20 protein-coding genes are annotated in these 21,818 nt (G+C 76.2%); 12 read left to right on the top strand and 8 right to left on the bottom strand.

Annotated elements, in window-relative coordinates; all coding sequences use genetic code 11:
* Positions 1-236 precede the first annotated feature (236 nt).
* Together ACI78Z_RS22645 and ACI78Z_RS22640 are read left to right on the top strand one after the other, a co-directional pair.
* Complete coding sequence (locus ACI78Z_RS22645) at positions 237-3,092, top strand: DEAD/DEAH box helicase (RefSeq protein WP_457038786.1); 2,856 nt, start codon at positions 237-239, stop codon at positions 3,090-3,092.
* 28 nt (positions 3,093-3,120) lie between these two features.
* Complete coding sequence (locus ACI78Z_RS22640) at positions 3,121-3,732, top strand: DUF4333 domain-containing protein (RefSeq protein ID WP_457038785.1); 612 nt, start codon at positions 3,121-3,123, stop codon at positions 3,730-3,732.
* Positions 3,733-3,736: 4 nt separating this feature from the next.
* Here the strand turns inward: ACI78Z_RS22640 and ACI78Z_RS22635 are convergent, their stop codons facing one another.
* Complete coding sequence (locus tag ACI78Z_RS22635; protein ID WP_457038787.1) at positions 3,737-4,654, bottom strand: 5'-3' exonuclease; 918 nt, start codon at positions 4,652-4,654, stop codon at positions 3,737-3,739.
* 67 nt (positions 4,655-4,721) lie between these two features.
* On the opposite strand from ACI78Z_RS22635, the gene ACI78Z_RS22630 reads away from it, so the two are divergent.
* The 3 genes from ACI78Z_RS22630 to ACI78Z_RS22620 all read left to right on the top strand — a co-directional run bounded on the left by ACI78Z_RS22630 (position 4,722) and on the right by ACI78Z_RS22620 (position 8,318).
* Positions 4,722-5,867 carry a M24 family metallopeptidase gene (locus tag ACI78Z_RS22630; protein WP_457038784.1) on the top strand — a complete coding sequence of 382 codons (1,146 nt, stop codon included), beginning with the start codon at positions 4,722-4,724 and terminating at the stop codon, positions 5,865-5,867.
* Positions 5,842-6,327, top strand: a complete 486-nt coding sequence (locus ACI78Z_RS22625) for an Lrp/AsnC family transcriptional regulator (protein WP_457038783.1) — start codon at positions 5,842-5,844, stop codon at positions 6,325-6,327. The genes ACI78Z_RS22630 and ACI78Z_RS22625 overlap by 26 nt, the downstream gene beginning before the upstream one ends.
* Before the next feature lie 374 nt (positions 6,328-6,701).
* A complete protein-coding gene (locus tag ACI78Z_RS22620) occupies positions 6,702-8,318 on the top strand; it encodes an Rv2578c family radical SAM protein (RefSeq protein ID WP_457038782.1) in 1,617 nt (538 codons plus the stop codon).
* 134 nt (positions 8,319-8,452) lie between these two features.
* Here ACI78Z_RS22620 and ACI78Z_RS22615 read toward each other — a convergent pair whose 3' ends face one another.
* Complete coding sequence (locus ACI78Z_RS22615) at positions 8,453-9,310, bottom strand: hypothetical protein (protein ID WP_457038781.1); 858 nt, start codon at positions 9,308-9,310, stop codon at positions 8,453-8,455.
* A gap of 54 nt (positions 9,311-9,364) precedes the next feature.
* On the opposite strand from ACI78Z_RS22615, the gene ACI78Z_RS22610 reads away from it, so the two are divergent.
* Both ACI78Z_RS22610 and ACI78Z_RS22605 read left to right on the top strand, forming a co-directional pair.
* Positions 9,365-10,618: a glutamate--cysteine ligase gene (locus tag ACI78Z_RS22610; protein ID WP_457038780.1), complete on the top strand. Its 1,254-nt coding sequence runs from the start codon at positions 9,365-9,367 to the stop codon at positions 10,616-10,618.
* Positions 10,619-10,652: 34 nt separating this feature from the next.
* On the top strand, positions 10,653-11,510 hold the full coding sequence (locus ACI78Z_RS22605) for a lysophospholipid acyltransferase family protein (RefSeq protein ID WP_457038779.1): 858 nt from the start codon (positions 10,653-10,655) through the stop codon (positions 11,508-11,510).
* Positions 11,511-11,602: 92 nt separating this feature from the next.
* On the opposite strand, the gene ACI78Z_RS22600 is transcribed toward ACI78Z_RS22605, so the two are convergent.
* Positions 11,603-12,121 (bottom strand): GNAT family N-acetyltransferase, encoded by a 519-nt coding sequence (locus ACI78Z_RS22600; protein ID WP_457038778.1) that lies wholly within the window; start codon positions 12,119-12,121, stop codon positions 11,603-11,605.
* Positions 12,122-12,252: 131 nt separating this feature from the next.
* Between ACI78Z_RS22600 and ACI78Z_RS22595 the strand changes: the two genes are divergently transcribed.
* The 4 genes from ACI78Z_RS22595 to ACI78Z_RS22580 all read left to right on the top strand — a co-directional run bounded on the left by ACI78Z_RS22595 (position 12,253) and on the right by ACI78Z_RS22580 (position 16,987).
* Complete coding sequence (locus ACI78Z_RS22595) at positions 12,253-13,797, top strand: amidohydrolase (protein WP_457038777.1); 1,545 nt, start codon at positions 12,253-12,255, stop codon at positions 13,795-13,797.
* Between the two features lie 229 nt (positions 13,798-14,026).
* Positions 14,027-15,628 (top strand): apolipoprotein N-acyltransferase, encoded by a 1,602-nt coding sequence (gene lnt, locus ACI78Z_RS22590; protein ID WP_457038776.1) that lies wholly within the window; start codon positions 14,027-14,029, stop codon positions 15,626-15,628.
* Positions 15,625-16,416 (top strand): polyprenol monophosphomannose synthase, encoded by a 792-nt coding sequence (locus ACI78Z_RS22585; RefSeq protein WP_457038775.1) that lies wholly within the window; start codon positions 15,625-15,627, stop codon positions 16,414-16,416. The genes lnt and ACI78Z_RS22585 overlap by 4 nt, the downstream gene beginning before the upstream one ends.
* 55 nt (positions 16,417-16,471) lie before the next feature.
* Positions 16,472-16,987: an FxsA family protein gene (locus ACI78Z_RS22580; RefSeq protein ID WP_457038774.1), complete on the top strand. Its 516-nt coding sequence runs from the start codon at positions 16,472-16,474 to the stop codon at positions 16,985-16,987.
* A 188-nt stretch (positions 16,988-17,175) separates the two neighbouring features.
* On the opposite strand, the gene ACI78Z_RS22575 is transcribed toward ACI78Z_RS22580, so the two are convergent.
* The 4 genes from ACI78Z_RS22575 to ACI78Z_RS22560 all read right to left on the bottom strand — a co-directional run bounded on the left by ACI78Z_RS22575 (position 17,176) and on the right by ACI78Z_RS22560 (position 20,651).
* Complete coding sequence (locus ACI78Z_RS22575) at positions 17,176-17,520, bottom strand: RNA polymerase-binding protein RbpA (RefSeq protein WP_012948772.1); 345 nt, start codon at positions 17,518-17,520, stop codon at positions 17,176-17,178.
* Between the two features lie 192 nt (positions 17,521-17,712).
* A complete protein-coding gene (locus tag ACI78Z_RS22570; protein WP_457038773.1) occupies positions 17,713-18,435 on the bottom strand; it encodes a thymidine kinase in 723 nt (240 codons plus the stop codon).
* Positions 18,432-19,784 (bottom strand): MFS transporter, encoded by a 1,353-nt coding sequence (locus ACI78Z_RS22565; RefSeq protein ID WP_457038772.1) that lies wholly within the window; start codon positions 19,782-19,784, stop codon positions 18,432-18,434. Before ACI78Z_RS22565 ends, ACI78Z_RS22570 begins: the two co-directional genes overlap by 4 nt.
* A gap of 90 nt (positions 19,785-19,874) precedes the next feature.
* Complete coding sequence (locus ACI78Z_RS22560; protein ID WP_457038771.1) at positions 19,875-20,651, bottom strand: glycerophosphodiester phosphodiesterase; 777 nt, start codon at positions 20,649-20,651, stop codon at positions 19,875-19,877.
* A 132-nt stretch (positions 20,652-20,783) separates the two neighbouring features.
* Between ACI78Z_RS22560 and ACI78Z_RS22555 the strand changes: the two genes are divergently transcribed.
* A complete protein-coding gene (locus tag ACI78Z_RS22555) occupies positions 20,784-21,206 on the top strand; it encodes a hypothetical protein (RefSeq protein WP_457038770.1) in 423 nt (140 codons plus the stop codon).
* Positions 21,207-21,223: 17 nt separating this feature from the next.
* Here ACI78Z_RS22555 and ACI78Z_RS22550 read toward each other — a convergent pair whose 3' ends face one another.
* Positions 21,224-21,469, bottom strand: coding sequence for a hypothetical protein (locus ACI78Z_RS22550; protein WP_457038769.1), 246 nt, complete (start codon positions 21,467-21,469; stop codon positions 21,224-21,226).
* Positions 21,470-21,818 lie beyond the last annotated feature (349 nt).

Genomic DNA, 21,818 nt, shown 5'->3' with positions numbered 1-21,818 from the left:
GCCCCCCCCCCCCCCCCCCCCCCCCCCCCCCCCCCCCCCCCCCCCCCCCCCCCCCCCCCCCCCCCCCCCGCCCCCCCCCCCCCCCCCCCCCCCCCCCCCCCCCCTCGACGCGGCACGACCAGCTGACCTGATCGTTTGGAGTGGACGGCCGGACACCGCATGCAGCCGTTATCCCCAACAAAGCCGCTCAACGGGCTGACCGCGCCGCGGAACAGCAACGCGCCTAACGTGGGGACATGTCCAGCCCCGCTGAGCGGTACGCCGCTGCCCGCCGGCGCGGCGCCCACCCCGCGCTGTCCGACTTCACCGCGGAGCTCGGCTTCTCCCTCGACCCGTTCCAGGTGGAGGCCTGCGAGGCCCTCGACGAGGGTGCCGGCGTGCTGGTCTGCGCACCGACCGGCGCGGGCAAGACGGTCGTGGGGGAGTTCGCCGTCCACAAGGCGCTGGCCGAGGGGCGCAAGGCCTTCTACACGACGCCGATCAAGGCGCTGTCCAACCAGAAGTACAACGACCTCGTCGACCGCTACGGCGAGGCGAAGGTCGGGCTGCTGACCGGGGACAACGCCATCAACGGCGACGCCCCCGTGGTGGTGATGACCACCGAGGTGCTGCGCAACATGCTCTACGCCGAGTCCCCGGCGATCGAGGGGCTCGGCTACGTCGTCATGGACGAGGTGCACTACCTCGCCGACCGCTTCCGCGGCGCGGTGTGGGAGGAGGTGATCATCCACCTCCCGCAGTCGGTGACCCTGGTGTCCCTGTCGGCGACGGTGAGCAACGCCGAGGAGTTCGCCGACTGGCTGGTCACCGTGCGGGGCCACACGACGGTCGTGGTCAGCGAGGTCCGCCCGATCCCGCTGTGGCAGCACATGCTGGTCGGCAACCGGGTGTTCGACCTGTTCAGCCTGCGCCCGGCCGCGCACGCCGCCGAGCAGGACGGGACACCGCGCGGGGCGTCGACCCGGGAGCGCGGCGCCAGCGTCGTCGACCCGGAGCTGGTCCGGTACGTGCGCGAGTACGAGCGGCGGATCGACACCTGGGGCGGCGGCGGTGGCGGCTCGCGCCGGGAGCGGGACTGGCACAAGCCGCGCTACCGGCCCCCGGCCCGCCCGGACGTCATCGAGCGCCTGGACCGCAACGGCCTGCTGCCGGCGATCACCTTCGTGTTCAGCCGGAACGGCTGCGACGCCGCGGTCGACCAGTGCCTGCGGTCCGGGCTGCGGCTCACCGACGAGCACGAGCGCTCCGAGATCGCCGCCATCATCGACGAGCGGACCGGCTCGCTGCCGGAGGAGGACCTGCACGTCCTCGGCTTCTGGGAGTGGCGCGAGGGGCTGCTGGCGGGGCTGGCCGCCCACCACGCCGGCCTGGTCCCGGCGTTCAAGGAGACCGTCGAGGAGTGCTTCGTCCGCGGGCTGGTCAAGGCGGTGTTCGCCACCGAGACCCTCGCCCTGGGCATCAACATGCCGGCGCGCACCGTCGTCCTGGAGCGGCTGGTCAAGTGGAACGGCGAGGCGCACGTCGACGTGACGCCGGGGGAGTACACCCAGCTCACCGGCCGGGCCGGGCGGCGCGGCATCGACGTCGAGGGGCACGCCGTCGTCGTCTGGGCGCCGGGCATGGACCCCTCCGTCGTCGCCGGGCTGGCCAGCACCCGCACCTATCCGCTGAGGTCCTCCTTCCGGCCCAGCTACAACATGGCCGTCAACCTGGTGAGCTCCTTCGGCCGGGCCCGCGCCCGCGAGCTGCTGGGGTCGTCCTTCGCCCAGTTCCAGGCCGACCGGTCGGTGGTCGGGCTGGCCCGCGCCGCCGCCCGCCACGAGCGGGACGCCGAGCGCTGGGCCGCCGAGATGCACTCCGAGGGCGGTGACGTCGCCGGGTACGCGCGGCTGCGCCAGGACATCGCCGACCGGGAGAAGGAGCTGTCCCGCGACTCGGCGGCCAAGCGCCGGATGGAGGCCTCCGACGCGCTGGCCGCGCTGCGGCCCGGCGACGTCATCCGCGTGCCGTCGGGACGGCGGCAGGGGCTGGCCGTCGTCCTCGACCCCGGGGTGACCGACCTGGCCGAGCCGCGCCCCCTGGTGCTCACCGAGGACAAGTGGGCCGGGCGCCTGGGCGCGGTCGACTTCCCGACGCCGGTCACCGCGCTGGCCCGGGTGCGGGTGCCGCGGAACTTCAACCACCGCAGCCCGCACGCCCGCCGCGACCTGGCCGCCACGCTGCGCAACGCGCGGGTCGAGAACGACCTCGGTGCGCGGCGGGTGAAGCACCGCTCCGCGGCCGCCGACGACCCGGTGCTGCACGACCTGCGGCGGGCGCTGCGGGCCCACCCGGTGCACGCCCTGCCCGACCGGGAGGAGCGGGTGCGGGCGGCCGAGCGCTGGCTGCGGGCCACCCGGGAGGCCGAGGCCACCCACCGGCGCATGGCCGAGCGCACGGGCTCGCTGACCCGCCAGTTCGACCGCACCTGCGACGTCCTGGAGGAGCTGGGCTACCTGGTCCCCGACCCGGCCGCGCCCCCGGTGGTCGAGGGGGCGGACCCGGTGGACCACGAGGTCGCCGACGTCGCCCCGCTGGTGACCGACGACGGCCGGCGGCTGGCCCGCATCTGGTCGGAGGCGGACCTGCTCGTCGCCGAGTGCCTGCGCTCGGGCGCCTGGCGCGGGCTGACCCCGGCGGAGCTCGCGGCGGCGGTCTCCACGCTGGTGTTCGAGGCCCGGCGGGAGATGCCCGGCCAGCCCGCCGTGCCGGCCGGCAAGGTGGCCGCGGCGATCGGGGAGATGCGGCGGATCCGCTCGCGGCTGCAGGACGTCGAGCTCGACCACGGCGTCCCGGCCACCCGCGACCTGGACCTCGGCTTCGCCTGGGCGGCCTACCGCTGGGCCGACGGGCAGAGCCTGGATCGGGTGCTGGCCGGGGCCGAACAGGCCGGCACCGAGCTCTCCGGCGGGGACTTCGTGCGCTGGGCGCGCCAGCTGCTGGACCTGCTCGACCAGCTCGCCAAGGTCGCCGACGCCCGGCTGGCCACGACCGCGCGGGCGGCGGTGGAGCGGGTGCGCCGCGGCGTCGTGGCGGTCGCCGTCGGCGGCTGACCTCGTCCGCGTGGCACGATTCCCGACGATGAGCACCCCCCCGCAGGGCGGCCCGCCGCCGGGTGAGCCCGGTCGTCCCGGGCCGCGGCCGCCGTGGCCCCCGCAGGCCGGTCCTCCGCAGCCGTGGCCGCAGCAGCCCGGGCCGCAGCAGCCCGGGCCGCAGCAGCCCGGGCCGTGGGGGCCGCCGGTGCCGGGGCCGTACGGCGGCCCGCCGCCGTACCAGCAGCCCCCCGGAGCCCCCTACGGGCAGCCCTGGGGCGGGCAGCCGGCTCCCGGGCAGCCGTACTGGGTGGGCCAGCCGCCGTACGGGCAGCCGCCGTACGGGGCGCCGCCGCGGCGGTCCCGAAAGGGGCTGATCGCCGGGATCGTGGTGCCGGCGGTCCTCCTGCTCGTCGCCGTCGTGCTCGCCCGCCTGTTCGCCGACACGGTGCTCGACCCCGAGCGGGTCGAGGCGGACGTCGCGGCGCAGTTCGAGCAGATCGAGGGCGTGGCGATCGACCTGACCTGCGACGACGAGATGCAGGTCGAGCAGGGTGCCGACTACGAGTGCACCGGGACCACCGCCGACGGCGAGGAGGTCACCCTCCGCATCGTCGTCACCGACGAGGCCACCGCCGCCTACACCTGGGAAGAGGTCTGAGCGCTCAGCGCAGCGCGTCCTCCGGCCAGCCCAGCGCGGCGCCCAGCCGCCGCAGCGAGGACCCGATGCCGTGGGCGGCGGCGAGCGCGGCCAGCGCGCCGGGGTCGGCCGGGCGGCGGGGCAGCGCGCCGTCCACCGGCGGCAGGTCGATGTCGCGGGCGACGGCCACGACCACCGGAGCGGCGTCGAGGCAGTCCGCGCCGGCGTGCAGCTTCTTCAGGACGGCCGCGGTCAGCGGCGGCCTCGGGACGACGGTGCGCGCGGCCGCGGCCCGGATGCCGGCCAGGTCGCCGAACTCGGTGACGAGCGCCGCCGCCGTCTTCGCGCCGATGCCGGCCACCCCCGGCAGCCCGTCGCTGGGGTCGCCGCGCAGGACGGCGAAGTCGGCGTAGGCGCGCCCGGGGATGCCGTACTTCGCGGTGACCGCCGCCTCGTCGACCAGCTCCAGGTCGGTGATGCCGCGGGCGGTGTAGAGGACCCGCACGCCGCGCTCGTCGTCCACGAGCTGGAACAGGTCCCGGTCGCCGGTGACGACGTCGACCGGGCCGCGGGCCCGGGTGGCCAGCGTGCCGATGACGTCGTCGGCCTCGTAGCCGGGCGCGCCGACCCGCGCGATCCCGGCCGCGCCGAGCACCTCGACGAGGACCGGCACCTGCGGGCCGAGCTCGTCGGGGGTCTCCTCGCCGCCGTCGGGGGAGAGGCGGTGCGCCTTGTACGACGGCAGCGCCGCGACGCGGAACGCCGGCCGCCAGTCGTCGTCCCAGCAGGCGACCAGCCGGTCGGGGGCGTGGGTGGTGACCAGGCGGGCGGTCATGTCGAGGAAGCCGCGGACGGCGTTGACCGGGCGCCCGTCGGGCGAGGTGACGCTCGTGGGCACCCCGTAGAACGCCCGGAAGTAGAGGCTGGCCGCGTCCAGCAGCATCGTCGTCACGACTCGGGACGGTAACGGCCGGGGGTGACCGTCGTACCCGCTGGTTAGGCTGCGCTTCGTGCCCTCTCCGACCGCCTCCGGTCCGCTGGTGACCCTCGACCGCGTGTACGCGGCGCGCGAGCTCGCCGCGGGGACCGGGGTCGACCTGCTCGTGGTCACCCCGGGCTCGGACCTGCGCTACCTGTGCGGCTACAACGCGCACGCGATGGAGCGGCTCACCGCGCTGGCGGTGCCGCGGCGGGGGGAGCCGTTCCTCGTCGTCCCCCGGCTGGAGGCGCCGATGGTCGACGCCGGCCCGGCCGGCTCCCTCGGCCTGGAGGTGCTGGCCTGGGACGAGACCGACGACCCGTTCGCGCTGCTCGCCCGGGCGGCGACCGGCCGGCTGGGCGCGGCGCCGGCACGGGTGGCCGTCGGGGACCGCACCTGGGCCCTGCACGCGCTCGGGGTGGCCGGCGCGCTGCCCGGTGCGGCCCTGGAGCTGGCGAGCCCGGTCGTGGACCGGCTGCGGATGGTGAAGACGCCGGCGGAGGTGGCCGAGCTGGCCGCGGCCGGTGCGGCCATCGACCGGGTGCACGCGCGGATGGGGGAGTGGCTGCGGGTCGGGCGCACCGAGGCCGAGGTGGGCGCCGACATCGCCGCGGCGATCCTCGCCGAGGGCCACGTGTCGGTGGACTTCACCATCGTCGGGTCCGGGCCCAACGGCGCCAGCCCGCACCACGAGCTGTCCGACCGGGTGGTCGAGGACGGCGACGTGGTCGTGGTCGACATCGGCGGGGAGACGGCCACCGGCTACCGGTCGGACTGCACCCGCACGTACGCGGTCGGCCGCGCGCCGGGTGCCGAGGTCGCCGAGTGGTACGCCGTCCTGCAGGAGGCGCAGGCGTCCTCGACCGCCGCCGTCCGGCCCGGGGTCAGCTGCGCGCAGGTGGACGCCGCCGCGCGCGAGGTCATCGCGGCCGCCGGGTGGGGGGAGCACTTCATCCACCGCACCGGGCACGGGATCGGCCTGGACACCCACGAGGCGCCCTACATCGTCGCGGGCAACGACCTGCCGCTGGAGCCGGGGATGGCGTTCTCCGTCGAGCCGGGCATCTACCTGCCGGGCCGCTGCGGCGCCCGCATCGAGGACATCGTCGTCTGCGCCGACGACGGCGTCACCGCGCTCAACGAGGGCCCGCGTGAACTCGCCGTCCTCCCCGGCTGATCCCCCCGGGGGCCCGGTCACCTCCGGCGACGTCGACCGCGCGCTGCTGGCCGCGCTGGCCCGGGACGGGCGCGCGAGCTACACCGAGCTCGCCGAGCGGGTGGGCCTGTCGGTGTCGGCGGTGCACCAGCGGGTGCGCCGGCTCGAGCAGCGCGGGCTGATCACCGGCTATCACGCCAAGCTGGACGCGAAGTCCCTCGGTCTGGGGCTGACGGCGTTCGTGGCGATCACGCCGACCAACGCCGCCTCGCCCGACGAGGCGCCGTCCCTGCTGGCGCACCTGCCCGAGATCGAGGCCTGCCACTCGGTGGCGGGGGTGGAGAGCTACCTGCTCAAGGTGCGGACGTCGTCCCCGGACGCGCTGGAGGCGCTGCTGCGCACGATCCGGCAGACCGCCAACGTCACCACCCGGACGACGGTGGTGCTCTCCACGTTCTACGAGGACCGCCCGCCGCTCTAGCCGGCCCGTCGTGTCCACGGGTCCGCGGTGACCAACCGGGTGGCCGACCCGTGCTGCGCCGGCTGCTGCGTTCCCGGCTCGGTCGCCGGCCGGGGCGACGGCTGGCCGTGCTGCTCGCCCGGGGTGGCGCACCGGCCGGCCGCACGACGTGGTCACCCGGTACGTCCGGGACGGTGCGACGGCGTGGATCCTCGTCGGGAACGCGGACCGCAAGACGTGCTGGCGGCCGCGGGACTGGGCGGGCACCTGGCGGCCATGCCGCGGGCCGCGCGGCGGGCGGTGCTCGTCCGCGGCGACGTGAGCGACCCGCTCGGGGCCCGGCCGCCTGACGCGCCGCCTCGACACCGGGTCGAACGTGTGTTCGGATGGGCGTCATGCGATGGGCCGCCCAGCGGCTGGACGCCGAGGACGCGGCGACGTTGCCCGGCATGCCGACGGTGCGCGGGCTGCTGCGGAGCGTGCAGGTGCCGGAGTTCCCGGGGTTGACCCTCCACGAGGTGCGCAGCAGGAGCGCGCTCAACGAGGTGCCCGGCGAATCGCCGGTGCCGTTCCGCTGGACGATCAACCCCTACCGGGGCTGCTCGCATGCCTGCGTCTACTGCACGTCGGGCGACACGCTGGTGCTGATGGCGGATGGCCAGCAGAAGGCGATCGCCGACCTGCGGGTGGGCGACCGGATCGTCGGGACCGAACGCCGTGGCACGTACCGGCAGTACGTGACGACCGAGGTGGTGGCCCACTGGTCGACGGTGAAGCCGGCTCATCGTGTGCGCCTGGCCGACGGCACAGCGGTGGTCGCCAGCGGCGACCACCGCTTCCTCACCGGGCGCGGCTGGAAGCACGTCGCAGCACGTGGGACGTCCCTGACGACGGAGGACGAGCTCCAAGGCCTCGGCCGTGCGCTGGACCTCGCGCGTGCTGTCACGGGTCCTGGGGGTGCGGGTCTCGACGTCCGGCTGAGCCCGGGCCAGCGGATCACGGGCGGCACGGCTCTGCGCGTGGTGGAGGTGCGGGACCTGGGAGTCGAGATGCCCATGTACGACATCACCACCGGGACGGGGGACTTCCTCGCCAACGGCGTCGTCAGCCACAACTGCTTCGCCCGCGGCACGCACCAGTGGCTGGAGCTGGACAGCGGGCGGGACTTCGACACCCAGGTCGTCGTGAAGACCAACCTGGTCGACGTGCTGCGCCGCGAGCTGGCCCGGCCGTCGTGGCGGCGCGAGCACGTGGCGCTGGGCACCAACACCGACCCCTACCAGCGGGCCGAGGGGCGCTACCGGCTGATGCCCGGGGTGGTCTCCGCGCTGGCCGGCTCCGGCACGCCCTTCTCGATCCTGACGAAGGGCACGCTGCTGCGCCGGGACCTGCCGCTGCTGGCGGCCGCCGCCCGCGACGTCCCGATCGGGCTGGGGGTCTCGCTGGCCGTCTGGGACGAGGACCTGCACGCCTCGCTCGAACCGGGCGTGCCCGGCCCGCGGGCGCGGCTGGAGCTGGTGCGGGCGATCGCCGACGCCGCCCTGTCCTGCGGGGTGTTCCTCGCCCCGGTGCTGCCCGGCCTCACCGACCGGCTGGCCGACCTGGACGCTGCGCTGCGGGCGATCGCGGAGGCCGGCGCCACGGGCGTCACCGTCGTCCCGCTGCACCTGCGCCCGGGTGCCCGGGAGTGGTTCTCCGCCTGGCTGGCCCGCGAGCACCCGCAGCTGGTGCCGCGCTACCGGCAGCTCTACCGCCGCGGGGCCGTGGTGGCGCCGGAGTACCGGAGCTGGCTGAGGGAGCGGGTGGCCCCGCTGCTGGCCCGGTACGGGCTGGACGGGCAGGCCGGGGGAGTGGCTCGCGCGGTGGATCCCGGGGACACCCCGGCCGGCATCCCGGGCGACGGCGACAGCCGGTTCCCGGCCGGCAGCCTCCCGCCGACCCGGCCGGCCGGCGGCTCACCCGGGACGCGCTCCCGGGCCCGGCCCGCGGGCGAGCAGCTCGCGCTGCTCTGACACCGCGCACCGCCTGGCCGCGTGGTGCGGCCGGGGGACGCCTCACATCCACCACACGCCCCGTTATCCCGAACGACCGCGGTCCAGAAGAAAGGAAGACGCGCCAGCGACGAACAGGGGAGGGGCGGCCGGCGTCAGGAGCGGCGCCCCTCCGCTTCCCGGGCCGCCCGGGCGGCGCTGCGCTTGGCGCGCACGGCGCCGCGGGGGGCGACCGGCTCGGCGCCTCCGGCGAGCGCCAGCCGGCGGTAGGAGTCGTAGGAGAGCGTCAGGTACTGGACCGCCAGCGCCTCTGCCCACTCGCGCCGCGACGGCGACGCGGTCATGCGCAGGTGCTGAGCCGTCCGCACGGCGTGCTTGGCGAAGGTGACCTGCAGCGCCTGGGTGCACAGCCGGGCGCCCACGGCCGAGGCGGGGCCGGGGCCGCGGCGCAGCGCCGGCAGCACCCACGGGCTGTCGGCCAGCGCGGGGAAGTGCGAGCGGCAGGCCTCCCAGGCGTGCCAGGCGGTGAGCGCCCCGGGTACCGACCACTCGCCGTCCTCGGTGCGGACGACGACCCGCCGCGCGGTGGGGTGCACCTGGTCGCGGCGCAGCGACCGGAACTGGCCGACGGTGCCCGGCCAGCCCAACGCCAGCGCGCACCACGCCACGGTGCGCAGGTGCTCGGGGTCCTCGGTCCTGATCTGGGAGAGTGGGCGCAGTTCCAGGGTCTGCGGGTCGGGCTCCGGCGTCCGCGCCATCGGCAGCGCGATCCCGCCGTAGCGGGCCACCTTGCTGTAGAGGGCGACGGTGGCGGGCTTCCAGCCGCGGGCGGCCGCGATCGGGTCCATGCCCTCCTCGACGAGGGAGTCCGGTCCCATGCCGACCTCGAGCGCGGCGTCGACGAGCCGCCGCCACTGGGCCTCGTAGCCCGGCGGGACGGGCAGGCGCTGCCAGGCCCACTCGGGGGGCGGAGCCGGCATCGCCGGCAGTGGCGGTTCCCACCGGTCCTTCATGCCCTCACCCTATACCGTTATCCCCAACAATAGCATAGCTGGACATGGTGGTTGATGACCAACGAAGCCGACGGCGCCTACGGCGCCGGAGCACCGACCGGCAACCACCCGCTCGACGTGCGGCGCCGCGGAGCGCTGGCGATGCTGGTCGGCGTGCGGACGGTGGGGGTCGAGGAGGAACTGCTGGTCGTCGACCCCTCCGGGCGGCCGGTGCCCCTCGGGCCGGCCGCGCTCGAGGTGGCCGCCCGACGCGGTGAGGGGGAGACCGTCGAGCAGCACGACCGCGCCGAACGGGCGGACGACGCGCCGGACGGCGGCACCGGCGACCCGGTCGCCCGGCTGGTGCCCGAGCTCAAGGCCCAGCAGCTGGAGTTCGGCACGCGCGTCTGCACGGCGCTGGACGACGTCGCCGCCGACCTGCGGCACTGGCGGGAGCGGGCGGACGCGGCGGCCCGGGGCGTCGGCGCGCGGGTGGCCGCGCTGGCCAGCTCGCCGGTCCGGGTCGAGCCGCAGTCCACGCCGGGGGAGCGCTACACCGAGATGGCCGACACCTTCGGGCTGACCGCGGCCGACCAGCTGACCTGCGGGTGCCACGTGCACGTGGCCGTCGAGGACGACGAGGAGGGGGTCGCGGTCCTCAACCGGATCCGCGGGTGGCTGCCGGTACTGACCGCCCTGACCGCCAACTCGCCGTTCTGGTTGGGACGCGACAGCGGGCACGCCAGCTACCGCGCCCAGGCGTGGAACCGCTGGCCGTCGTCCGGCCCGAACGAGCTGTTCGCCGACGCCGCCGCCTACCACCGGCTCGTGCAGGACCTGCTCGCCACGGAGACGATCGTCGACACCGGGATGGTGTACTTCGACGCCCGGCTGTCCGAGCGCTGGCCCACCGTCGAGGTGCGGGTCGCCGACGTCGCGCTGCGCGCCGAGGACGCCGTCACCCTCGCCGGGCTCGTGCGGGGGCTGGTGGACACCGCGGCGGCGCAGTGGCGGGCGGGGGTGGCGGCGCCCGCCGTCCGCAGCGAGGTGCTGCGCATGGCCGCCTGGCGGGCCAGCCGCTCGGGGCTGACCGGGGCCCTCGTGCACCCCTGCACCGGACGTCCGGTGCAGGCCGCGCAGGTGGTGGCCGCCCTGCTGGAGCACGTGCGCCCCGCCCTGGCCGCCGCCGGGGACGAGCAGCGGGTCGCCGACGGCGTCGCCGCGGTCCTGGACCGGGGCACGGGGGCGGACCTGCAGCGCCGGGTGTTCGCCGGGACCGGCGACCTCACCGCGGTGGTCCGCGCGGCGGTCGAGGCGACCCACACCTGAGAGCGGCACCCGGGGCGCCGGTTATCGTCCCGCCATGTACACCGCCAGCTGGCGTGACGTCGTCCGCCGGGACCTGTTCGGCCCCCGCCCGGATCCGCGCGACCGTCCCTACCGGTTCGTCATCCGGCTGGCGCTCGTCGTCTTCCGGTTGCTGGGCTTCCGCTTCGACGTCCGCGGCTCCGAGCACATCCCGACGTCCGGCGGCGCGGTGGTCTGCGGCAACCACGTGAGCTACCTGGACTTCACGTTCCTCGGCCTGGCGGCGCTGCCGCAGCACCGGCTGGTGCGGTTCATGGCCAAGCAGTCGGTGTTCGGCAACCGCTTCTCCGGCCTGTTCATGCGCGCGATGCACCACATCCCGGTCGACCGGAAGGCCGGGGCGGCCGCGTTCGACCGCGCCGTCCGCGCGCTCAAGGACGGCGAGGTGGTCGGCGTCTTCCCCGAGGCGACGATCAGCAGCAGCTTCCGGGTCAAGGAGCTCAAGGGCGGCGCCGCGCGGATGGCGGTCGACGCCGGCGTGCCCGTGGTCCCGGCGGCGGTGTGGGGCGGTCAGCGGCTGTTCACCAAGCACCACCCGATCGAGCTCAGGCGCGGTGTCGCGGTCACCGTCGTCCTCGGCGAGCCGATCCACCCCGAGCCGGGGGAGAAGCCCCGGGAGCTGCTGCAGCGGATCCGGACGGCCATGGAGGAGCTGCTCGACGAGGCCCAGCGCACCTATCCCCAGCAGCCGTCCGGCCCGGACGACCTCTGGTGGCAGCCCGCGCACCTCGGCGGCACCGCGCCGACGCCCGAGCAGGCCCTGCGGCTGGACCACTCCGACGTGCGGGGGACGCGGAAGACCAACCGCCTGGCCGCGGCGCGCCGGCTGCTGCGCCGCCGCCGGTCCCGGTAGGTCACCGCCGGCCCCGTCACGGGCCCGGCCCCCTGCAGGGGCCCGCCGCGAGCCTGCGAGTGGGGGCAGGGGGTCCTGCTCGCGGTCGTCCCTCAGTCGACCACCACCGGGGCCATGAGCCGGAAGACGTCCAGCTCGACGTCGTACCAGCGGCGCATCCGGCCCAGCGGGGTCATCCCCAGCCGGCCGCAGACCGCCACCGACGCGGTGTTGCCCGGGCGGACGACGGCGTAGACCTCCGGCAGGCCCGCCTGGAAGCCCCGGTCGATCACCGCCCGCGCGGCCTCCGTGGCGTACCCGCGGCCCCAGCTGTCCGGGTGCAGGTGCCAGCCGACCTCCACCTCGCCGACCCCGTCGGGCAGCGGCTTGAGCAGCACCGTGCCGGCCACGGTCCCGCTGCCGGGCAGCTCGAGCGCCCAGACGCCGAAGGGGTCGTCGGCCGCGGTCACGACCCGCCACCGGGCGACCAGCTCGACCGGCGGGACCGACGGCGTGCCGCCGAGCCAGCGGATGACCTCCTCGCGGCCGTAGAGGTCCGCCAGGCGGGCCAGGTCGTCGCGGCACGTCGTCCAGGGGCGCAGCCGCAACCGGGCGGTGCGCAGGTCCGTCACGCCGTCCTGCCTACCGCCGGGAGTCGTCCCCGGCCACCGGACGCCGGCCCCCTGGACCGGGCCGCGGCCGGGCGCCGTGGTGTCCTTCCGGGGGGCGCGCACGGCGCCCCCCACAGGGAGGACGACGCGGCGTGACGGAACCCGACGGCCCGGGCGGCAGCCTGCTGGTCACCGACGTGACGGTGGGCGACCGCGCCGGGCGGGCGGTGCTGGTGCGGAACGGCCGGATCGCCTGGCTCGGGGACGCCGGCGACGCGCCCCCCGTCGGCCGGGTGGTCGCGGGGGGAGGCGCGCTGCTCACCCCGGCGTTCGTCGACGCCCACGTGCACGCCACGGCGACGGGGCTCGCGCTCACCGGTCTCGACCTCCACTCGAGGTCGAGCCTGCAGGACGCCGTCGCGGCGCTGCGGGCCCACGTCGCGGCCACGCCGTCCGGCACCGTGCTGGGCACCGGCTGGGACGAGACCGGCTGGCCGGAGGGTCGCGGGCTGACCCGGCACGACCTGGACGCCGTCGTCGGCGACCGGCCGGCCTACCTCGCGCGGGTCGACGTCCACTCGGCGACCGTGTCCACCGCGCTGCTGGACCGGGTGCCCGGCATCGCGGCGCTGTCCGGTTTCGACCCGGACGGCCGGCTGCGCCTGGACGCGCACCACGCCGCTCGGCGGGCGGCCTACGGCGCCGTGGACGCCGGCCAGCGCCGCGCCGCCCAGCGCGCCACCCGGGCCGCGGCCGCCGCGCTGGGCATCGGCAGCCTGCACGAGATGGCCGGCCCCGAGGTGTCCGGCGCCGACGACCTCGCCGGCCTGCTGGCGATCGCCGCCGCCGAGCCGGGGCCGCGGGTCCTCGGCTACTGGGGGGAGCTGGCCGCACGCGGCGGGCTGGACGTGGTGCGCGAGCTGGGCCTGGCCGGAGCGGGCGGGGACCTGTTCTGCGACGGCGCCCTCGGCTCGCACACCGCCGCGCTGAGCCGTCCCTACAGTGACCGACCCGAGACCGCCGGCCACCTGCGGTTCGAGACCGCCGCGCTGGTCGACCACGTGCGGGCCTGCACCCGCGCCGGCGTGCAGGCCGGCTTCCACGTCATCGGGGACGCCGCGGTCGACCAGGTGCTCGACGCGGTCGGCGCCGTCGTCGACGAGCTGGGCCGGGCCGCCGTGCGCGCCTGCCGGCACCGTCTGGAGCACGTCGAGATGGCGGGCGCGGCGGCGGTCGAGCGGATGCGGGACTGGTCGATGGTGGCCAGCGTGCAGCCGGCCTTCGACGCGGCCTGGGGCGGGGACGCCGGGATGTACGCCGAGCGGCTCGGCGTCGACCGGGCGCTGGACACCAACCCGTTCGCCGGCCTGGCCGACGCCGGGGTCGCCCTCGCCCTGGGCAGCGACGCACCGGTCACCCCGCTGGACCCGTGGGGCGGGGTGCACGCGGCGGTCGACCACCGCACGCCGGCATCCGGGCTGCGGCCGTTCGACGCCTTCGACGCGGCCACGCACGGCGGCTGGCACGCCGTCCGCGCCGAGCACCCGCAGGGCCCGTTGGCCGTCGGCGCGCCGGCCGACCTGGCGCTGTGGGGGACCACGGAGACGCTGTCGGCCGTCCTCGCCGGGCGGGCCCGGCCGGACTGCCGGCTGCTGCTGGTCGACGGCGCCCCGGTCGGCGGTCGGGAGCACAGGTGATCGGCGGTCGGCGGCACAGGTGACCCCGGGACGCGCTCCTTACAGTGTCTGCGGTTCCACTCCCGGGACCCCCCGGCACGGGGCCTCCGCCGGTCCGCGCCGGGATGGGATGCTGGGGCGCGGACCGCCGGCGACACCGCCGGTGGTCGGCGCCCCCGTCCGACCGGCGCGGGGGGCAGAGGGCGATGACCGGGGGCGTCCCGGCCGCACGGGTGCACGGGAGGCGCGGGTGCCGACAGCGATCCCGACCGGCACCCTCGAGCGGCCCGCGGACTCCCCGCACCCGACTCCCGCGACCGCGTCCCGATGGCCGTGGCGCACCCTGCTGGCCGCCGTCGGCGGGCTGCTGCTCCTGCTCGCCTTCCCCGGGTTCTCGCTGCCGTGGCTGGCGCCGCTGGGCCCGGCCGCCCTCGCCCTCGCCGTCCGCGGGCAGCGCGCCCGCTCCGGCGCCTGGCTGGGCCTGGTCTGCGGGCTGACGTTCTTCGTGCCGCTGCTGTCCTGGAGCGGCATCTTCGTCGGCGCCGTGCCGTGGCTGGCGCTCGCCGGCTCGCAGGCCGGCTACCTGGCCCTGCTGGGCGCGGCGAGCGCCGTCACCTCCCGGCTGCCGCTGTGGCCGCTGTGGACCGCGGCGCTGTGGGTGGCCGCGGAGGCGCTGCGCGGCCGGGTCCCGTTCGGCGGGTTCCCCTGGGGCCGGCTGGGCCTGAGCCAGACCGAGGGCCCGTTCCTGGCGTTCGCGGCCTACGGCGGCGTTCCGCTGGTCGGTTTCGCCGTCGCCCTCACCGGCACCCTGCTGGCCGCCGCCGTGCTGCGCCTGCACCGGGGCGGACGGCGGGCGGCGGCGCTGGCGGCGCTGGGCGCCGTGGCGGTCCCGGCTCTCGGCGGGCTGGCGTGGCTGCCGCTGCCGGGCTCCTCGCTCACCGCGGGCGGGCCGACCCGCACGGTGGCCGTGGTGCAGGGCGACGTCCCGCAGCCGGGCCTGGAGTTCAACGCGCGCCGCCGGGCGGTGCTCGACAACCACGTCGCCCGGACCACCGGCCTGGCCGAGGCGGTCGCGGCGGGCGAGCGGCCGCAGCCGGACCTCGTCGTCTGGCCGGAGAACAGCTCCGACATCGACCCCTACCGCAACGCCGACGCCGCCCGCGAGATCAGCCGGGCCGCCGACGCGATCGGGGCGCCGATCCTGGTCGGCGCCGTCGTCAGCGGCCCCGGGGAGTTCATCAGCAACACCGCGATCGTGTGGGAGCCGGGGACCGGGCCCGGCGACACCTACGTCAAGCGCCACCCCGTGCCGTTCGGCGAGTACATCCCCCACCGCGAGTTCTTCCGCCTGTTCAGCGACAAGGTGGACCTGGTGCGCCGGGACTTCGCCGCGGGCGACGAGGTCGGGCTGCTGGAGCTCGGCGGGGCGCGGATCGCCGACGTCATCTGCTTCGAGGTGGTCTACGACGGCCTGGTGCTCGACGCCGTCCGCGCCGGCGCCGGGATGATCGTCGTGCAGACCAACAACGCCACCTTCGGCTACAGCGCCGAGAGCGGGCAGCAGGTCGCGGCGGCTCAGGTGCGGGCGGTGGAGTTCGGGCGCTCGGTGGCGCTGGCCTCCACCAGCGGCATCTCGGCGGTCATCGCCCCCGACGGGTCGCTGGCCGCCTCCTCGGGGCTGTTCGAGTCCGCGGTCTTCGTCGAGGAGATCGCGCAGCGCGACGCCGCGACGCTCGCCGAGCGGCTGGGCGCCGGGCCGGAGTGGCTGCTGAGCGCGCTGGGCGCCGGTGCGGTGCTCGCGGCGGTGGCGCCCGCGCTGCGCCGCCGCCGGGCCCGCGGGGGAGCCGGGTGAGCGGCCGGCGGGTGCTGGTCGTCGTCCCGACCTACGACGAGGTGGAGAACCTCGAGCCCATCCTCGAGCGGCTGCACGCGGCCGTTCCGGACGCGCACGCCCTGGTGGTGGACGACGGCTCGCCCGACGGCACCGGTGAGCTGGCGGAGAAGCTGGCCGCCCTCGACGAGCGGGTGCACGTGCTGCGGCGGACCACCAAGGCCGGGCTGGGCCCGGCCTACGTGGCCGGCTTCCGGTGGGGCCGCCGGCGGGGCTACGACGTCCTGGTCGAGATGGACGCCGACGGCTCGCACCACCCCGAGCAGCTGCCCGGCCTGCTGGCCGCCCTGGCGGACGCCGACCTGGTGCTGGGCTCGCGGTACGTGCCCGGCGGCCGGGTGGAGGACTGGCCGCGGCACCGGCTGCTGCTGTCGCGGACGGGCAACCTGTGGACCCGCTGGTCGCTGCGGCTGCCCCTGGCCGACGCCACCGGCGGGTACCGGGCGGTGCGCGGCGAGCTGGTCGACCGGCTGCCCTTCGACGACGTCGCCAGCCAGGGCTACTGCTTCCAGGTCGACTGGGCCTGGCGGGCGGTCCGGGCCGGTGCCCGTGTGGTGGAGGTGCCGATCACCTTCACCGAACGCGCCTTCGGGCGGAGCAAGATGAGCCGCTCGATCGTTCAGGAGGCGTTGGTACGGGTCACCTGGTGGGGCCTGCAGGACCGGCTGGCCGATCGGCTGCCGGGCCGGGTCCGCCGCCCCGTGCCGGGACGAGCCCGCGACGGCGGGCGGTCGACCGCGGTCCGGTAGGCGGACCCGGGACCGCCGGCACGTGCGGGCATGAGGGAGAGCCGTGGGACACCGCGTGCGTCTGGTGGTCGGACTGTGGGCGCTGGCCGAGGTCGTCGTCCTCGTCCTGGTCGCCTCGTGGATCGGGGTCGGCTGGACGCTGCTGGCCACCCTGGCCACCACCGCGCTGGGCTGGGCGCTGCTGGCCCGGCAGGGCACCCGGGCGCTGGCCGAACTGCGGGAGCGGGCCCGTGAGCGGCGGCCGGCCGGCCGGGCGCTGGGGGACGCCGGGCTGATCGCCGCCGGCGGCCTGCTGATGGTGCTGCCCGGCTTCCTGGGGGACGTCGTCGGCCTGCTGTGCCTGCTGCCGCCGACGCGCTTCCTCGTGCGCGGGCTGCTGGGCCGGGCCGTGGCCTCCCGCCTGCCGGTGGGGCTGCGCGGACCGGTGCGGGTGCGCAGCGCCCGCGCCGAGGGGGTGCCCCACTCCGGGAGCCCGTACGGCTCGGGCGCGCACGCCTCGGGTCTCGGACGTCCGCTGGTCATCGAGGGCGAGGTCGTGCGGGACGAGCCGGTGCGCGACGACCGCGCCTGACCGGTCCTGCCGGCCCGCCCGCCCGAGTTGATCATGGGCTCGTTGCCGGGCGGGACGGCGGGTCGGTGCGTGTCGCCTGCACCGACCCCGTGATCAACGGGGGACGGCGCCCTCTCATCGGGCCCCGGACGCGGACCGGCCCCGGTGGGGAGTCCCACCGGGGCCGGTCCGTACGTCGTGCGGTTCGCTCAGCTGGCGCGGGTCCGCCGGCCGCGGAGCACCTCGAGGCGCTCGGCCAGGACCTCCTCGAGGTCCTCCACCGAACGGCGTTCGAGCAGCATGTCCCAGTGCGTGCGCGGGGGCTTGACCTTCTTGGGAGCGGGCTCGGTGCCACCGACCAGCTTGGCGGCCGCGCCGTCGAACTTGCACTCCCAGGTGTCGGGGAGCTCCGCGTCGTCCGCGAAGGGCACGGTGAACAGGTGACCCGACGGGCACCGGTACTCCGCGTACTGCCGCTCGATCGGCGCGGTGTTCCGCTCGGTCTCGTAGCTCACGCTGCCCAGTCGGCTGCCCCGCAGGGAACGCTCGCCCATGGCACACCGTCCTCTCGTGCTGGTGGTGTCGGTCCGGACTCGCCGTCGCAGCGGGGCAGTACCCACTGACGGCGGGATCAAGAGGACCAACGACAGAGTTCGCGGAGAGATTCCGCGGAATCGGTCCCGAATCATCGCATGGGGTGGTATTGCGACCTCCGGCACCCCCCCGACGAGTGAGCGCGCGGTGGCTCAGCGGAGTGCGAGCTGCCCCGGGCCGGCCGCCGTCGGCCCCAGCTGGCCCAGCACGTGGTGCCGCCGGCAGAGCACCTGGTAGTGCACGTCGGCGTCGGGGGCCGGCGTGGGCGCGGTGTCGGCCACGACGACCGTCTCGCCCTCGCGGACCATCGCGCCGTCCACCACCCGGGCGTTGAGCAGCCCGGGCAGGCCGCACCAGCACAGCACCTCGACCTGGATGCGCTGCACGTCGTCGGCCACCTCGAGCAGCCGCTGGGTGCCCGGGAAGAGCCGGGCGCGGAAGTCGGTGGTCAGGCCGAAGGCGTAGACGTCGACGTGGGACTCGTCGACGAGCTCGGCGAGCTGGTCGACCTGCCCTCCGGTGAGGAACTGCGCCTCGTCGACGATCAGGTAGTCCACCCGGTGCCCGGCGGCCCAGTGGTCGCGCACCAGCAGCCGCAGGTCGGTGCCGGCGTCCACCTCGAGCGCCTCCCGGCACAGTCCCACCCGGGAGCTGATCTGCGGCCGGGCCGAGCGGTCGCCCTGGGTGAGCAGCAGGCCGCGCCGTCCCTGCCGGCTCTGGTTGTGGTCGACCTGCAGCGCCAGCGTGGACTTCCCGCAGTCCATCGGGCCGTGGAAGAAGCGCAGGTGCGCCGGCGCGGGGTGGCGGCGGCGGTCACCGGAGGCCGGGACGACGGACAGCAGGGTGGCACCGTCGGCAGGGGAGAGGGGTGTCACAGACGCTCCGGTGGGGTGTTGCCGGCCGCGACGACCGCGCGGCGGATGGGCAGCGTGGCCAGCGCGGCGAAGCCGGCCACGAAGAAGACGACGAGGCTGACGATCGCCAGCCGGTAGGAGCCGGTCAGCTGGTAGGTCAGCCCGAAGGCCAGGGGGCCCAGCCAGCTGGTGCCGCGGTCGCTGATCTCGTAGAAGCCGTAGTACTCGGCCTCCTTGCCGGCCGGGATGAGCTGGCTGAACAGCGACCGGGACAGCGCCTGGGTGCCGCCCTGCACCAGCCCGATGACGGCGGCCAGGGCGTAGAACTGCCCGACCGCGCCGGCCTCGAGGAAGAAGGCGGCCAGCAGCACGCCGATCCAGGCGACCAGGGCGCCCAGGATGGTGCGCTTGGCGCCGTAGCGGGCGGCCAGCCGGCCCAGACCCAGTGCGCCGGCGATGGCCACCACCTGGACCATGAGGATCGCGCCGGTGAGCACCGACGGCTCCAGCCCCAGCTCCTCGGTGGCGTAGGTCGCCGACAGCGAGATGACGGTCTGGACGCCGTCGTTGAACAGCAGGTACGCGCCGAGGAACCACAGGGTCAGCGGGAAGGCACGCATCTCGCGCATCGTCGTCACCAGCTGGCGGAAACCGCTGCGCGAGCGTGCGGCCGCCTCGAGCACCGGCCGGTTGCGCAGCCGGGAGACGGTGAAGACGGTGAACGCGCCCCACCACAGGCCCGCGGTGGCCAGGCAGATCCGCACCGCCTCGCCGGTGGTCAGCCCCAGGGACGGCGCCCCGAGCACCAGCCCCAGGTGGACGGCGAGCAGCAGCGCCCCGCCGACGTAGCCGAACGCCCAGCCGCGGGTGGAGACGGCGTCCCGCTCGTCGGGGCCGGCCAGGTCCGGGAGCCACGAGTAGTAGACGACGCTCGCCGCGCCGAAGCTGATGTTGGCCAGGATGAACAGCAGCGCCCCGAGCAGGTACCGGCCGTCGGCGACGGCGTACATGGCGGTGGTGGCCAGCGCCCCGAGCGCGGCGAACCCGGCCAGCATCTCCCGCTTGCGCCCCGTCCGGTCGGCCACGGCGCCGACCAGCGGCAGCACGAGCACCTGCAGCAGCACCGAGGCCGACAGCACGTAGGAGAACCAGCTGCCCGGCGGGATCGACAGCCCGAGGAAGCCCAGCCGCCCGTCGGGCCCGGCCGCCTCCTCCGCGACCGCGGTCAGGTACGGGCCCAGGAAGACCGTGGTGACGCTGGTGTTGAACACCGACATCGCCCAGTCGTAGGAGTACCAGCCGAAGCGCTCCCGGCGCAGCGCGCGGTCGGCGGGGGGACTGGTCGGCCCGGTGGCGGCGGCGGTCGTCACGGCCGCAGGGTGACAGCCGAGGTGGGGACCGTCCAGCAGGCGCACGTCATGCCGGGATGTCGCCGCGGACGGCGCGGTCGCCGGCCGGGCTCACCGCGGCACCCACTGGCCGCGCCGCTCCAGGAGCTCCCGGAGCATCGCGGGCCGGTCGGTCATCACGCCGTCCACCCCGAGGTCGAGCAGGGCGGTCGCCTCGTCCTCGGTGTCCACCGTCCACACGTGCACCTGCAGCCCGCGGGCGTGGGCCGCGGCGATGAAGCGCTCGTCGACCAGCGCCCGGCCGCCCAGCTGGAGGGGCACCTGCGCGCAGCCGGCCGGGATGCGCACCAGCCCGGCGGCGCGGGGGGAGTAGGACGACAGCCGCAGCGCCGCGACCCCGCGCGGGCCGAGCGAGGTGCACACCTCCGGCCCGAACACCCGGCGGGCGGCGGCCATCCGGGCGTCGGAGAAGGAGCCGAGGCAGATGCGGTCCTCGGCGGCCAGCCGGCGGACGGTCCGGGCCAGGGGCGCCACCACGCCCGGCGCCTTGATGTCGAGGTTGACGCGGACGTCGGGCCAGGCGCCCAGCAGCTCCTCCAGCCGCAGGATGGGCTCCCGCCCGCCGATGCGGGCCGACGCCAGCTCCGACCACGGCAGCTGGTCGACCCGGCCGGTGCGGTCGGTGACGCGGTCCAGCGTGGCGTCGTGGAAGACGATCGGCACGCCGTCGGCGGTCACCCGGACGTCGGTCTCCAGGTAGCGGTAGCCCATGGCCACGCAGGCCTCGAAGGCCGGCATGGAGTTCTCCAGGTGCTCGATGGCCCCGCCGCGGTGGGCCATCGCGATGGGGGTGGGCCCGTCGAGGAACGCGTATCGGACCGACCCCACGCCGACACGCTAACGCCGCAGGTCCACGGCCCGTCCGGGGCCTCGTCCGATCCGCCGCACCGGAACTGTCCGCCGGCGTGGATCGGGCGTGTTCCGCGGTTTGTGTCGGTACCGGCGTCTACGGTGCGCAGCGTGGGAGAGCGAGACGCCATCGGGACGATCACCGAGGAGGCAACGACCGAGACCGGGCTGCCCAGCCCCCGCGGGGGGAGTGGCAGCGAACGCCGCTGCGGCTGGTGCCGCCGGGTGCTGCCCCAGCAGGGGTCGGTCGGCCGGCCGCGCCAGTACTGCGGGCAGGCGTGCCGGCAGCGGGCCTACGAGCAGCGCTCGGCGACGGCGAAGGCCGGCCTGTCCGGTGACGTCGTGCTGGTCACCCGCGCGGAGCTCGACGGCCTGCAGGACCGGCTGTACCAGCTGCGCTGCGCGATCGAGGACGTCGAGACGCTGCTCGGCGAGCGGCACACGAAGGCGGAGCTGGAACGCTCCCTGCAGGACCTGGTGCGGTCCACCGGCCGGCTCGACAAGCTCTGGGTCTCCGAGCGCGCGGCCGGCTGACCGCACCGGTCGCTGCGTCAGCCGTCGTCGGCGTCGTCGTTGCCGTTGCCCTGCTCGACACCGTCCTCGGGGTCGGACAGGTCGGGCACGTTGTCCTGCGCCGGGTCGGACTCCTCGTCGGTCTCGACGTTCGGCGGCACGCCCTCGTCGGTGCTGCCGTCGTTCTGGTCCTGCCCGGCTGCCTGACAGGCGGTCATCGTCGCGCCGCCTCCGAAGAGCGCCAGGGCGGTCACGAGTGCGGCGATCGGGCGTCGGAGTTGCATGTCTCCGACCCTAGGCAGCACCCGCACCCTGCGCCCGTCGAAGGCGGCGACCCACCCGTCATTACGTCACAGTGACGGAATGACGGGTGGGTGAGTGCCCGGGGAAGTGGCGTCGGGGACGGAGCCGAGCGGGGTCGGCGACCCGGTCGCGACCGTCTGGACCGACCATCATGACCGGGCGTGGCGGAGACCGGCGGACAGGTCGGCCGGTCACGGACTGGCCGACCGCCGCGGTGATCGCGTCCCGCGGCGGGGGGGGGGGGGGGGCGGGCCCCCCCCCCCCCCCCCCCCCCCCCCCCCCCCCCCCCACCCCCATAGCCCCCACCCACAACCACACGCCCACCCCCCC

This window comes from Geodermatophilus sp. SYSU D01176 (assembly GCF_054050015.1).
This window is presented reverse-complemented; position numbering and strand designations above follow the sequence as displayed.